At 55.0% G+C, this 13,638-nt stretch carries 13 protein-coding genes; 6 read left to right on the top strand and 7 right to left on the bottom strand.

Annotated elements, in window-relative coordinates:
- Positions 1–121: 121 nt before the first annotated feature.
- Together dusC and BJ885_RS11185 are read right to left on the bottom strand one after the other, a co-directional pair.
- Positions 122–1,054 (bottom strand): tRNA dihydrouridine(16) synthase DusC, encoded by a 933-nt coding sequence (gene dusC / locus BJ885_RS11190; RefSeq protein ID WP_047647265.1) that lies wholly within the window; start codon positions 1,052–1,054, stop codon positions 122–124.
- A gap of 41 nt (positions 1,055–1,095) precedes the next feature.
- Complete coding sequence (locus BJ885_RS11185; RefSeq protein ID WP_029740396.1) at positions 1,096–1,893, bottom strand: helix-turn-helix domain-containing protein; 798 nt, start codon at positions 1,891–1,893, stop codon at positions 1,096–1,098.
- A 59-nt stretch (positions 1,894–1,952) separates the two neighbouring features.
- Here BJ885_RS11185 and BJ885_RS11180 point away from each other — a divergent pair, with 59 nt between their 5' ends.
- From BJ885_RS11180 to BJ885_RS11155, 6 genes are all read left to right on the top strand, one after another.
- Positions 1,953–2,669, top strand: coding sequence for a type 1 glutamine amidotransferase (locus BJ885_RS11180; protein WP_121931940.1), 717 nt, complete (start codon positions 1,953–1,955; stop codon positions 2,667–2,669).
- 191 nt (positions 2,670–2,860) lie between these two features.
- Positions 2,861–3,256: a CidA/LrgA family protein gene (locus BJ885_RS11175; RefSeq protein WP_023312463.1), complete on the top strand. Its 396-nt coding sequence runs from the start codon at positions 2,861–2,863 to the stop codon at positions 3,254–3,256.
- The gene (locus BJ885_RS11170) at positions 3,253–3,948 is read left to right on the top strand and encodes a CidB/LrgB family autolysis modulator (protein WP_029740398.1); all 696 of its coding nucleotides are present in this window, start codon (positions 3,253–3,255) and stop codon (positions 3,946–3,948) included. The genes BJ885_RS11175 and BJ885_RS11170 overlap by 4 nt, the downstream gene beginning before the upstream one ends.
- Before the next feature lie 129 nt (positions 3,949–4,077).
- Positions 4,078–4,962 carry a cytidine deaminase gene (gene cdd, locus BJ885_RS11165; protein WP_023312465.1) on the top strand — a complete coding sequence of 295 codons (885 nt, stop codon included), beginning with the start codon at positions 4,078–4,080 and terminating at the stop codon, positions 4,960–4,962.
- Positions 4,963–5,088: 126 nt separating this feature from the next.
- Positions 5,089–5,805: an outer membrane permeability protein SanA gene (gene sanA, locus BJ885_RS11160; protein ID WP_008500918.1), complete on the top strand. Its 717-nt coding sequence runs from the start codon at positions 5,089–5,091 to the stop codon at positions 5,803–5,805.
- 124 nt (positions 5,806–5,929) lie between these two features.
- Positions 5,930–7,318, top strand: a complete 1,389-nt coding sequence (locus BJ885_RS11155) for a glutamine synthetase family protein (RefSeq protein ID WP_121931939.1) — start codon at positions 5,930–5,932, stop codon at positions 7,316–7,318.
- Between the two features lie 50 nt (positions 7,319–7,368).
- On the opposite strand, the gene mglC is transcribed toward BJ885_RS11155, so the two are convergent.
- From mglC to yeiB, 5 genes are all read right to left on the bottom strand, one after another.
- Positions 7,369–8,379, bottom strand: coding sequence for a galactose/methyl galactoside ABC transporter permease MglC (gene mglC / locus BJ885_RS11150; RefSeq protein ID WP_029740401.1), 1,011 nt, complete (start codon positions 8,377–8,379; stop codon positions 7,369–7,371).
- A 15-nt stretch (positions 8,380–8,394) separates the two neighbouring features.
- Positions 8,395–9,915 (bottom strand): galactose/methyl galactoside ABC transporter ATP-binding protein MglA, encoded by a 1,521-nt coding sequence (gene mglA / locus BJ885_RS11145; RefSeq protein WP_029740402.1) that lies wholly within the window; start codon positions 9,913–9,915, stop codon positions 8,395–8,397.
- 79 nt (positions 9,916–9,994) lie between these two features.
- Positions 9,995–10,993 carry a galactose/glucose ABC transporter substrate-binding protein MglB gene (mglB, locus tag BJ885_RS11140; RefSeq protein ID WP_023312468.1) on the bottom strand — a complete coding sequence of 333 codons (999 nt, stop codon included), beginning with the start codon at positions 10,991–10,993 and terminating at the stop codon, positions 9,995–9,997.
- A 295-nt stretch (positions 10,994–11,288) separates the two neighbouring features.
- Complete coding sequence (gene galS / locus BJ885_RS11135) at positions 11,289–12,311, bottom strand: HTH-type transcriptional regulator GalS (protein ID WP_029740403.1); 1,023 nt, start codon at positions 12,309–12,311, stop codon at positions 11,289–11,291.
- A 155-nt stretch (positions 12,312–12,466) separates the two neighbouring features.
- Positions 12,467–13,624: a DUF418 domain-containing protein YeiB gene (gene yeiB / locus BJ885_RS11130; RefSeq protein ID WP_121931938.1), complete on the bottom strand. Its 1,158-nt coding sequence runs from the start codon at positions 13,622–13,624 to the stop codon at positions 12,467–12,469.
- Positions 13,625–13,638 lie beyond the last annotated feature (14 nt).

The raw sequence follows: 13,638 nt of genomic DNA, 5'->3' as shown, positions 1-13,638 counted from the left end.
GTTTTGCCTGTTAGCCAGTAACAATCCTGCGTTAAAAACAGTGGCACCTTAACACCGTCGCGCCACGTTGAAAACCTGAACTGTTTTCTGATTTAAAAAAGTGTGAGCAATTTAACGCTTATTATTTTGACTGAATCACCCGGGCAATATCAGACGAAGTCTGTAATGTCCGAATCTCCTGAAATAATCCCAGCGCTTCATCGTACTCTTTGCGTAAATAGCTCAGCCACTGTTTAATTCGCGCGACGTGATACAAACCGGTATCGCCCTGCTTTTCCAGACGGCTGTATTTTTGCAGCAGCGTAACGACGTCTGCCCACGGCATTCGCGGCTCGTTATATTTTACCACCCGGCTGAGGTTGGGCACATTCAACGCGCCGCGACCGATCATCACCGCATCGCAGCCGGTGGCCTGCAGACAGGCCTGCGCGCTCTCGTAATCCCAGATTTCACCGTTGGCGATGACCGGAATGGTGAGGCGCTTGCGGATCTCGCCGATCGCCTGCCAGTTAATGCGCTCGGCCTTGTAGCCATCGTCTTTGGTGCGGCCATGCACCACCAGCTCGGTGGCCCCGGCCTGCTGCACCGCATCGGCGATTTCAAACTGCCTCGCGTCGCTGTCCCACCCCAGGCGCACCTTAACCGTCACCGGCAAATGCGAAGGCACGGCCTCACGCATGGCTTTCGCGCCGCGGTAAATCAGCTCAGGATCTTTCAGCAACGTCGCCCCGCCGCCGCTGCCGTTCACCAGCTTCGACGGGCAGCCGCAGTTGAGATCCACCCCGTAAGAGCCCAGCTCAACCGCGCGGGCGGCGTTTTCCGCCAGCCATTCAGGATACTGGCCGAGCAGCTGAATACGCACCAGCGTGCCGGAAGAGGTCCGGCTCTGGTTGTGTAGCTCGGGGCACAGGCGGAAGAAGGATTTTACCGGCAACAACATATCGACCACGCGCAGAAATTCCGTCACGCAGAGATCGTAATCATTCACCTCGGTCAGAAGCTCGCGCACGAGGGAGTCGAGCACGCCTTCCATTGGGGCCAGTAAAACACGCATAGCAGTACCTGTGAAAAAAGACGCGCTATAGTAGCCGCTCTCTATATCGCTGGGAAGCGCTTCTGTTCAGGGAGAAAGTCAGCCGGCGTTGCCCCGACAACGGCGCGAAACGCCGCCGCAAATGCCGCCTGCCCGGAAAAACCCAGCATCCAGGCCACCTGTTTAACCGGGTATCCGTTGGCGAGCAGATCCAGCGAGGCACAAATCCTTGCTCGCTGTCGCCAGGCCCGGAAGCTAAAGCCGGTATCTTTGATAAACGCGCGTGAGAATGTGCGTTCAGACATCGCGACCTGTTCCGCCAGCCTTTCCATCGAAACGTCCCAGAGATTGCTGGCAATGATGTCACAGGCGACGCGATGTAACCGCTCATCCACCGGCATTGGTAATTCGGCCGAAATCTGCTGCGCCTCGCTGAGGATTTCGAGCAGCAAAACGGCCATGCTGCGCTGGCTGGCTGGCCGGTATTGCGCACTGAACAGCCCGGCAATCAGCTCTTTGAACAACGCTGTCGCCGTAATCACGTGAACCTCTTCTTTCCGTTTAAAAGGCTCGCATTGCGATATCAGCGCCGGGCTAAACCAGACCGCGCGGAGCTCCGTTGTGGATAACACGCTGTAGGTGTGTTCCTGAAAGGGAGGGATCCACAGCGCGCGCTGTGGCGGTATGACCCAACGCTTATTGCCGGTTTCGACCAGCATCACCCCTTTGATGGCAAACAAAAGTTGCCCCTGTGAATGCCGGTGAGGCGGATCCACTTCGCCGCGCGTATAGCTAATTGCCCCTCTGGACCATCCGATGGCATCGTCGTGAATTGGCGTTTTATCGATAACGGTTGGCATTTCACATTCCTCCCTTCCTCTTATGATGCTGCTTGTACACGTAACCGGAGAGAGACGCAATGCACATTCATTTTATCATTCATGAACATTTCGAAGCGCCAGGCGCCTATGAAATCTGGGGGAAAAATCGCGGCTATAGTATGAGCTACTCCAGAGTTTATCAGGGCGATCGGTTACCCGAGGATCTGCAGAGCACAGACTTGCTTATCATCATGGGAGGCCCGCAGTCGCCTGCTACCACGCTTAAGGAGTGCCCCTGGTTTGATGCGCAGGCGGAAATGCGGCTCATCGGCCGCGCAATAGAGGCAGGTAAAACGGTGATTGGCGTTTGTCTGGGCTCGCAGCTTATCGGTGAAGCACTGGGCGCAGCGTTTTGCCATAGCCCGGAAAAAGAGATCGGCAAATTTCCCGTCAGGCTCACGGATGCAGGCAAGGCCAACCCGCTGTTTAAGGATTTTGGCCACGAGCTGAACGTCGGTCACTGGCATAACGACATGCCGGGGTTGACGCCGCAGGCTAAGGTGCTCGCTTACAGCGAGGGCTGTCCCCGTCAGATCGTGCAATATGGCGAACGGGTTTACGGTTTTCAGTGCCATATGGAACTGACGCCGGAGGTCGTTGAGCTGCTGATTGAACATTCGCAGAACGATCTCCGCCGCGCGGCTGAATTTCGTTTTGTCGAAACGGCGGAAAAACTACGCTCGCATGATTATCGCGAAATGAATCAGGTGCTGTTTTCCTTTCTGGATAAACTCGCCGTCCAACGCGAGGCCTGACTCAGAGGCATTTCACTGGCTCGTCACTTCGCCACCGCACTCCCTTTCCTCTAAACTGTAGCCTGCCCCTGTGCGGTGATACCGGACGTTCCATTCTGGAATGTCTGGTATGCTCAAATTTCATGATGTGATCCGTGGCACATTTTTAGGTTTAATTGTATGATGAATGCGTTTCAGCAAGGACTATCACCATGAGCAAATCATTGAACATTATCTGGCAATATCTTCGCGCATTCGTTCTGATATACGCCTGCCTGTATGCCGGGATATTCATCGCGTCGCTGCTGCCCATCGTCATTCCCGGCAGCATTATCGGTATGCTGATCCTCTTTGTTTTGCTGGCGCTGCAAATCCTGCCCGCAAAATGGGTCAATCCCGGCTGCTTCGTCCTTATTCGCTACATGGCGCTTCTTTTCGTGCCTATCGGCGTCGGGGTCATGCAGTATTTTGATTTGCTCAAGGCCCAGTTCGGCCCGATTGTGGTCTCCTGCGCGGTCAGTACGCTGGTGGTTTTCCTTGTGGTGAGCTGGAGTTCGCATCTGGTGCATGGCGAACGTAACGTGGTCGGGGAGAAAACAAAAAAATGATGGCCAATATCTGGTGGTCGCTGCCGTTAACCCTGGCGGTGTTCTTCGCCGCGCGCAAGCTTGCCGCACGTTTTAAAATGCCGTTGCTGAACCCGCTGCTGGTGGCAATGGTGGTGATTATTCCGTTCCTGCTGCTTACCGGCATTCCCTACGAACGCTACTTTGCCGGCAGCAAAATCTTAAACGACCTGCTGCAGCCTGCCGTTGTGGCGCTCGCCTTTCCTTTATATGAGCAACTCCACCAGATCCGCGCCCGCTGGAAATCCATCATTACCATCTGTTTTGTGGGCAGCCTGGTGGCAATGATCACCGGCACGTCGGTGGCGCTGTTGATGGGGGCCTCCCCGCAGATTGCCGCCTCTATTCTGCCTAAATCGGTGACCACGCCTATCGCGATGGCAGTGGGTGGCAGCCTTGGCGGGATCCCGGCCATCAGCGCGATGTGCGTCATTTTCGTCGGTATTCTCGGGGCGGTGTTTGGTCACACCCTGCTGAACGGGATGCGTATTCACACTAAAGCGGCACGGGGACTGTCAATGGGGACCGCCTCCCACGCCCTGGGCACCGCCCGCTGTGCGGAGCTGGATTATCAGGAAGGGGCGTTTAGCTCCCTGGCGCTGGTGATCTGCGGGATTATCACCTCCCTGCTGGCCCCGTTCATTTTCCCGCTGATTCTGGCGGTGATGGGCTAAAATTTGCGATGCGTCGCGCAAATTTCATTTTGATTTCATAAGTTGCATACATAATGAGAAGTGGATCACATATAAAGCCCTGACGGCTCCGTAAACTACCGATCCATTAACCTTTATGAGGCAAACGCCATGCACCCACGTTTTCAAGCTGCTTTCGCCCAGCTTGCAGAGAATTTGCAGTCAGCCCTGGCTCCCGTTCTGGCAGATGCACACTTCCCCGCCCTGCTGACCGCGGAGCAGGTCACGATGCTGAAACAAGCAACGGGACTGGACGAAGACGCGCTGGCTTTCGCACTGCTTCCTTTGGCTGCCGCCTGCGCGCGGGCCGATCTCTCCCACTTTAACGTCGGGGCCATTGCGCGCGGCGTCAGCGGAACCTGGTACTTCGGCGGCAATATGGAGTTCCTGGGCGCGACCATGCAGCAGACCGTTCACGCCGAGCAGAGCGCCATCAGCCACGCCTGGCTGCGCGGTGAAAAAGCCCTGAGCGCCATTACCGTTAACTACACCCCCTGCGGTCACTGCCGTCAGTTTATGAACGAGCTGAACAGCGGGCTGCAGCTGCGCATCAACCTGCCAGGCCGCGCGCCGCACACGCTGGGGGATTATCTGCCTGACGCGTTTGGCCCGAAAGATCTGGAGATCAAAACGCTGCTGATGGACGATCAGGACCACGGTTACGCCCTGTCCGGAGATGACCTGAGCCAGGCGGCCATTCGCGCGGCCAACAAAAGCCACACGCCGTACAGCAAGTCCCCGAGCGGCGTGGCGCTGCAGTGCCGCGATGGCCGGATCTTTAGCGGCAGCTACGCGGAAAACGCCGCATTTAACCCAACCCTGCCTCCGCTGCAGGGCGCGCTTAACCTGCTGAGCCTGAACGGCTATGACTATCCGGACATTCAGCGCGCTATTCTGGCAGAAATTGCCGATGCGCCGCTGATTCAGTGGGATGCGACCGCCGCGACGCTTAAAGCGCTGGGCTGCACGACGATTGACCGCGTACTGCTTGCGTAATCCTTCCGGCGGGCAGAAATGCCCGCCAGTTTGCTGAAAAACCCCTCAGTTGAGTCGCTGTTTCTTGCGCTAACCAGGCGGGTAAAGTAGCCTGAGTTAAATTTCATCCACGAACGAGCCATCTCCATGTTAAAGCGCGTTTTTTACAGCCTGTCTGTCCTGGTCGGCATACTGCTGTTGATCGTGCTGGGTCTCGACCGCTGGATGAGCTGGAAAACCGCCCCCTACATCTTTGATGACCTGCAGGACCTGCCCTATCGTCAGGTTGGCGTGGTCCTCGGCACCGCCAAGTATTACCGCACCGGCGTGATTAACCAGTATTACCGTTACCGCATTCAGGGCGCGCTGAACGCCTACAACAGCGGCAAGGTGAACTACCTTCTGCTGAGCGGCGATAACGCCCTGCAAAGCTACAATGAACCGGTGACGATGCGTAAGGACCTGATTGCCGCGGGCGTGGATCCTGCCGATATCGTGCTCGACTACGCCGGATTCCGCACCCTGGACTCCATCGTGCGCACGCGTAAAGTCTTCGACACCAACGACTTCATCATCATCACCCAGCGCTTCCACTGCGAGCGCGCGCTGTTTATCGCGCTGCATATGGGCATTCAGGCGCAGTGTTACGCGGTGCCGTCGCCAAAAGATATGCTGAGCGTGCGCGTCCGCGAGTTCGGCGCGCGTTTTGGCGCCCTGGCCGATCTGTATATCTTCAAACGCGAACCGCGCTTTTTAGGCCCGCTGGTGCCGATTCCGGCGATGCACGAAGTGCCGGAAGACGCGCAGGGTTACCCGGCCGTCACGCCCGAACAGCTGCTTGATATGCAGAAAAAAGAGAAATAGCAGGGCCGCCTTTATACTTTCTTTACGCCGGGCCTGACGCTTTTTATCCCCCCTTTACGTCGGCTCTTTTAAGCTGAGTTCACTGCCGCTACGGCTTCATTGAAGAATGACTATGAACTCAATAATGAATGCGTTTTTCCTCAAAAGTCTCCGTCCGTATTTTAACTTTCCCGGTTTATCACTTCCTGGCGCACTCAATTCCGGTCTCTGGCTTGATGAAAAAATTGACGCCCTGCAGCACAACATTTCAGTGGAAGTGGCAGATTATCTGGAACGTTACCCGCAGACGAAACATGTAGACGTTTACCTGAACGATATCAACGGCACGATGCGCGGCAAGCGTCTGTCGGTGGAGAGCATGCTGAGCCTGGAAAAAGGCTGTTATTTTCCCCTTTCGGTCTATTCGATGGATCAGAAAGGAAAAATCGCCGCCCCGCTTCATGATGAGCCGGACCGACTCTGCGTTCCGGTCGCCGGCTCCCTGCGCCCCTCTCCGCAAGATCCGCAGCACAACGCGCAGATCCTGCTGACGATGAAAGACAGCGACGATAATCCCTGCCCGCTTGAGCCGCGCGTGATACTGCAGAACGTGCTGGCCCGCTTCCACCAGCACGGCCTCTTCCCGGTGATTGCCCCGGAAATCGAGTTCTATCTGACGGGGCATGACGATCGGGATCCGCAAAATCAGGGCTGTTTTCACATGGATACCTCGTCGGCGCATGCGGCGCTGTTTGACGAGCTGGAACAGCTGGCGCACCTGCAGCGCATCCCGCTGTCCGGGATCGTGGCGGAAGCCGAGTCCGGTCAGTACGAATTAAACCTGAAGCACGGCCATCGCGTCGTTGAAGTCTGCGATAACGTGCTGGCGCTTCGTCGCCTGACCCGATACGTTGCCGAAAAGCACGGCCTGCAGGCCAACTTCATGGCTAAGCCTTTCAGCCAGCTGTCCGGCAGCGGCCTGCACTTCCATTTCAGCCTGAACAATCGTCACGGCGAAAACGTCTTTGCTTCCCCGGTGAACGCGCTTAACAGCATGATGCGTTTGTGCATCGCGGGGCAGCTGGCGCTGATGCCCGCCTCTGTCGCCATTCTTGCGCCGGGCGTTAACGCGTTTCGTCGTCTGCGTAAAAACCTGACGGAGCCCGTATTTAACTCCTGGGGCTATAACACCCGCTCCGCCGCCCTGCGTATTCCCTGCTCGGATGACCACAACCGTCGTATCGAGTACCGGCTGGCCGGGGCCGATGCCAATCCGTATCTGGTGGCAGCCACTATCCTGACCGGCATGCTGTACGGGCTGGAAAACACCGACGACGAGGATTTGCCCGAACCGCAGCACGATCGTCCCGAGCTGCCGCTGTTTCAGCAGGAGGCGATTGAGACCTTTGCCCGCTGTCAGTACCTCACCGACAGCCTGGGCGACGCTTTTTCCGAACAGTGGGTCGCCTGCAAGCTCTCCGAACTCGACTGGTTTGAGCGCATTGTGACCCGAGAGGAGTCGCATCTGGCGTAGGGCAAAAAAAAAGCCCGCTCGATGAGCGGGCCGGATAACGCGAGGAGCAATTACTTCTTACGCGCGTACTTCAGTGAATCCAGCGCAACCGCGAAGATAATGATGGCGCCTTTGATAATGTACTGCCAGTACGGGTTCACGCCGATGTAGGTCAAGCCGTAGTTGATGACGGTAAAGATGATCACACCGGTCACCACGCCCAGTACGGTACCGACGCCGCCGCTGAAGGAGACGCCGCCCACCACGCAGGCTGCGATTGCATCCAGCTCGTACATGAAGCCAAGGTTGTTGGTTGCAGAGCCGATACGGCCCGCTTCCAGCATCCCGCCGAAGGCGTAGAACACGCCGGACAGCGCATAGATGAAGAGCAGGTTCAGGGCAACGTTTACGCCGGAGACTTTCGCCGCTTCCGGGTTACCGCCGATTGCGAAGATGTTTTTACCAAAGCGCGTTTTGTTCCACAGGATCCAGACGAAGGCCACTGCAATCAGCGCATAGAAGGTGATATACGACAGGCGGAAGCTGCCCAGCGCGATGAACCCTTGCGTAAAGGTCGAGAAGCCGCTGTCAAAACCCGAGATTGGGGAAGCACCGACAAAATCGTAGTACAGGGAGTTGATACCGTAAACGATGATCATCGTACCCAGCGTGGTGATAAACGGCGTCACGTTCAGGTAGGCGATGATAATACCGTTGATCAGACCAATCACCGCACCGATGGCGCAGACAATCAGGATCACCACGAAAATCGGCATGGTGGCCATTTCCGGGAAGACCTTGTTGGCGTTTTCCATCGACTGCAGCAGGGTTGCCGCGATAACCGCCGCCAGCCCTACCTGACGGCCGGCAGAAAGGTCCGTCCCCTGGGTCACGATCAGACCCGCCACGCCCAGCGCAATGATAATACGCACAGAGGACTGGGTCAGAATGTTACTCAGGTTCAGCAGGCTTAAGAACGTAGGGTCCTGGAAAATGATGATAGCCAGCAGTACTAAAAGAACAACGTAAATACCGCCTTCTTTCAGGTAAGTGAGAAAACTTTTTTTATTTAACGCACTCATGAGGAGCCCCTGATCTTAAAGGTGCAAAGACGCAAGACGCAAAATTTCGTTTTGCGTTGTCGTTTTGGTGTCAACAATACCGGCAACGAGACCATTGCTCATAACCAGAATACGATCCGTGATCCCTAACAATTCCGGCATTTCGGAAGAAATAATAATGATCCCTTTATTCTTTTTCGCCAGCTCGGCAATCAGCTGATAAATTTCAAACTTCGCGCCGACGTCAATACCGCGGGTCGGTTCATCCAGCATCAGAATTTCTGGCTGGGTTAATAACCAACGTCCGATAATGACTTTCTGCTGGTTACCGCCTGACAGCGAACCAATTTGGGTGCGGTGTCCTGGCGTTTTCACGCGCATGGAGTCAATAACCCATTGGGTATCGCTCTTCATGCGGGAGTTATCCAGCAGTCCGACTTTGTTTTTGTAATTGCGAATGTTAGAAATTAACGAGTTAAAGTTAATATCCAGATAAGCATAAATACCGGTCGAACGACGCTCTTCCGTCACCAGCGCAAAACCATTATTAATGGCTTCGTTGGCGTTGTGGTTGTTAATTTTCTTTCCGTGCAGCGTAATGGTGCCCTGAGCTTTCTCACGGATGCCAAACAGGGTTTCCACGATGTCGGTGCGTTTTGCGCCAACCAGACCGGCAATCCCCAGGATTTCACCCTTGTGCAGGTCGAAGGAGACATCGCGAATAGACGGCTGGCGTAACGAGGTCAGATTGCGCACTTCCAGGATCACTTCGCCCGGCTTGTTTTCTTTGTCCGGGAAGCGCTGGTTAAGGGAACGGCCGACCATCATGGCGATGATCTTGTCCATGTCCAGCCCCTCCAGCGGCTGCGTGGCAATCCACTGACCGTCGCGCAGGATGGTAATCTCATCGCACAGCTGGAAGATCTCTTCCATTTTGTGGGAGATATACACAATGCCGCAGCCGCGATCTTTTAGCTTACGAATAATGGTAAAAAGGTGATTAACCTCTTTTTCCGTTAATGACGATGTCGGTTCGTCCATAATGACGATTTTCGCATCATAGGAGAACGCTTTGGCGATTTCGATCATCTGCATCTGGGAGACGGATAATGTTCCCACGCGGGCGCGCGGATCGATATCAATATCCAGCTCATCAAAAATCGCTTTGGTGTCGCGATACATTTTGTCCTGATCGACAAAGACACCCTTGGTTGGATAACGTCCCAACCACATGTTATCCATGACTGAACGCTGCAGCACCAGGTTTAATTCCTGGTGAACCATCGAGATACCGTTTTCCAGTGCTTCTTTCGCTGAATGGAAATCGATCTCTTTCCCCTGAAAAAGAATGCTGCCAGAATCTTTTTGATAGATCCCAAAAAGACATTTTAATAATGTTGATTTACCCGCACCGTTCTCCCCCATCAGGGCATGAATAGAGTGAGGACGAACTTTTAAATTAACATTATCGAGTGCCTTAACGCCGGGAAAAGACTTGTTGATACCGCTCATTTCCAACAGGTATTCACCGGATGACTGAGTATTTGTGCTGACCATAATTATACCTTGTTGGCCTCGCATATCGCGTTATAAAAGGGCGCAACGAATTGCGCCCAGTGGAGACAGTACCGCTAACTTATTTACCGATAAACTCAGCCAGGTTGGACTGGTCTACGCCCACGTAAGGTACGCGAACGATTTTGTTTTCAATTTTCCAGCTGGTGCCATCAGCCGCGCCTTTGCCATCGGCCAGGTTTTTCGCCAGATCGAAGGTCGCTTTCGCCTGGTTGTTGGCATCGTTCAGAACGGTACCGGCCATCGCACCGGATTTAACCAGCGCCAGCGCTTCAGGCAGTGCATCTACGCCGAACACAGGAATGGAGGATTTGTTGTGTGCTTTCAGCGCTTCTACCGCACCCATTGCCATCGCATCGTTGTTTGCGATAACCACTTCGATTTTGTTCGCGTTAGGGCCGGACAGCCACGCGTCCATCTTATCTTTCGCCTGAGCGGTATCCCACATCGCGGTATCTAACGCCAGCTGCTGGGTTTTCAGACCCTTGTCGTTCAGCTCTTTGATAACGTAAGTGGTACGGGCTTCAGCATCCGGGTGGCCGGGTTCGCCTTTCAGCAGCACGAACTGAATCTGACCGTCTTTGTTCAGGTCCCAGTTCGGGTTCGCCGCCCAGTGTTTGGCGATCAGATCGCCCTGAATAATACCGGACTCTTTGGAGTCGGTACCGACGTAATACGCTTTGTCGTAGCTATCCAGCGCTTTACGGGAAGGTTCTTTGTTGAAGAAGACGATTGGCACGTTCTGGCCGCGCGCTTTTTCAATAACCGTGCCTGCTGCAGCCGGGTCAACCAGGTTGATGGCCAGGGCTTTCACGCCTTTCGCCAGCAGAACGTCGATCTGGTCGTTCTGTTTGGACTGGTCGTTCTGGGAGTCGTTCATCAGCAGCTGAACGTCTGGCGCTGCTTTCGCATCTTTCTCAATCGCTTTACGCACAACAGACATGAAGTTGTCGTCGTATTTATAGATGGTCACACCAATACGGGTATCCGCAGCGTGCGCTGCTGCACCAAAAAGCATGCTTGCCATTACGGCAGACAGGGTCAACACCTTTTTATTCATGGTATCTCCGGTTTTTTTTATGCAGGGTAGTTCTTGTGAATAACGATCGGCGGGCAGGTGTTAATAAAACGTTACTGACAGCCGAAGTTCACTTATAAAATTTCTATCTTCCGTGTTCGGTAACGCTCCAGAAATGCGTTTTATTCGTTGTTTGCGGCACATTGGCTATAGTGAAAGTGAATAATCACCGTTACATAGCGTTTCAGCCCCTAAAACGCTGACATCATAGTCAGCGCCTTGTTAAGATACTGTGAATTTACTCACAGATTGAAAACGGTTACATCACCTGATGTAATCAGTTAGTGATCGGAACCACAATTTGCCGGGCCGCGACGGAGTGCCGACGCACTAAAGTCGGCATGAAACAGTGTGTTGCGCCCGGATCCAGCAGCCCTGCCGCCCCCTGTAACGCCAGCTCAGTCGCCAGTTTCGCCATAGAAGCAATGGGGTAACGCACCGTTGTCAGCTGCGGGTCGGTGTAACGGGCAATCGGAATATCATCAAAACCAATGAGTGATAAATGCTGTGGCACCGCAATGCCGTTATCCTTCAGCGCCGTCAGGGCTCCTGCCGCCATGCTGTCGTTATAGGCAAACACCGCAGTAAGCTGCAGGTTGCGGCCCAGCAGCTCCACCATTGCCGCCTCGCCGCCCTGCATGTCCGGCGTACCGGTGCCCGTCCAGCTTTCTGACGGTGTAATGCCGTGCTCTTTCAGGGCGTTTTGCCACCCCTCGCGCCGCAGGTCGTCATCTTCAATATGATGGCTGGAAGCCAGATAGCCGATCCGCTGATGCCCGTTGTTGATGAGCATTTTCGTCGCCATCATGGCGCCGCTGACGTTATCCAGCCCGACGCAGCGGTGGGCATAGCCGGGGACGATGCGGTTGATCAGCACCATGCCCGGGATCTGATCCATAAAGCCGGTTAGCTCTTCATCGCTCAAGGCTTTTGAGTGGACAATCAAGGCGTTACAGCGCTGGCGAATCAGCACTTCGATGGCGTGTCGCTCCTTTTCCGCCTCATGATAGCTATTGCCGATCAGGACGTATTTCTGATGCTGCTGGGCGACCACGTCGACCGCTTTGACCAGCGCGCCGAAAAAGGCATCCGACACATCCATCACCACCACGCCAATGGTGTCGCTGACCTGCGTCGCAAGCGCCTGGGCATTGGCATTTGGCCGGTACCCAAGTTGGGTCACGGCTTTCATTACGGTTTCACGGGTTTCAGGGCTGACCAGCGCGCTATTGTTCAGCACGCGTGAGACGGTAGCCACAGAAACGCCCGCCTGACGGGCGACGTCACGAATGGTGATCATATTCACCATCCTTCAAAGGATTGCAGCAACTCACAGACACCCCCTGTGTTTAGCAAGGTGGCTATTTTGGCAGCGAGAGAAAGGGGACTACGTGAAGAAGCTCACACTCATGAAAACGCTTACATCCGTTTTGTTAATGATTGTGATCCAGATCGTTATCTGGATGTGTTCCTCAATGATACCCCTGAAGCATGTGCGGTTAACTGACGCCACACCCACTCCAGCGGTCCCTGGCGGAAATAGCGTAGCCAGAGAACAGAAAACGCCAGGTTAATCACCCAGACCGGGATAACAAACGCCAGCAGCGTGAGGCGGTCGAATTTCATAAACAGGTTAAGATGATAGAAAAGCGTGGTGCAGATAAGCGTTTGCAGGAGGTAATTGCTCAACGCCATGCGGCCTACGCAGGCGATAGCGCTGACGATCCACAGGCGGGAAAGCGTTGGCCAGAAGCCATAGATCAATGCCGCATAGCCGATGGTCTGGAACGGCGCGCTCAGTTCGCGCGGCACCTGGAGCAGGAACGCGCACCAGCGGTAATCCCAGTGGATGTGCCACTGCGTGATTATCGCCGGGAGGTTAATCAGCACGCCGATCAGCACCAGCCCGACACCCGTTCGCCGATAGTGACGCAGGCTGAACTCCCCTTTCAGCCAGCCGGTGCGCATCAGTGACGCGCCCATCAGCATCATGCCCGCCAGCTGCCAGCCGTATTGCGCGCCCAGCGCAAGGAGGTTATCCCCCAGCATATCCGCGCGGTTGCTTATCGCTTCCGTACCGCCCTTCAGCTTCCAGTACTGTTCGTACTGCAGGTTAGCGGCATCCGGGATCCAGGAACGGTTCGTCGCCTCGCCGGAGATCATCCCCAGCAGCAGCAGGACCCCAAGCCCCATGACATAGAGCATCACGCCGGTGTTAAACAGGCTTTTTACGCTGTGCGCATCGCGAATCAGACGCCAGCAGATGAGCCCGACTAATCCATACGCAAGAAGAATATCGCCGTCCCAAAAGAACAGGCCGTGGATAAAGCCGAGGAGAACCAGCAGCGTCAGGCGCGACTGTATCCAGCGCGTACCGCGTTTGAGGAGCAGTTGCAGACCAGCGCCAAACAGCAGGGCAAACAGCGTGAGGAATTTAACCTGCGCGAAGAGATCGAGAACAGCCCAGGTCCAGGCATCACTGCGCGTGATGTCGCCATACCAGGCGGGATTGAGATAAGCCGCCTTCGGCAGGCCGAAGGCGCTGATATTAAGCAGCAGGATACCGAGAATGGCGACGCCGCGAACAAAATCGAGCGTGACGTTTCGCTCCATGGTTCCTGCCCTGT

Origin of the sequence: Enterobacter sp. WP_7_1 (assembly GCF_003688535.1) — a bacterium.
Taxonomy (GTDB): domain Bacteria; phylum Pseudomonadota; class Gammaproteobacteria; order Enterobacterales; family Enterobacteriaceae; genus Enterobacter; species Enterobacter asburiae.
The sequence above is the reverse complement of the archived record's forward strand: the minus strand, read 5'-3'. Positions and strand labels throughout refer to the sequence as shown.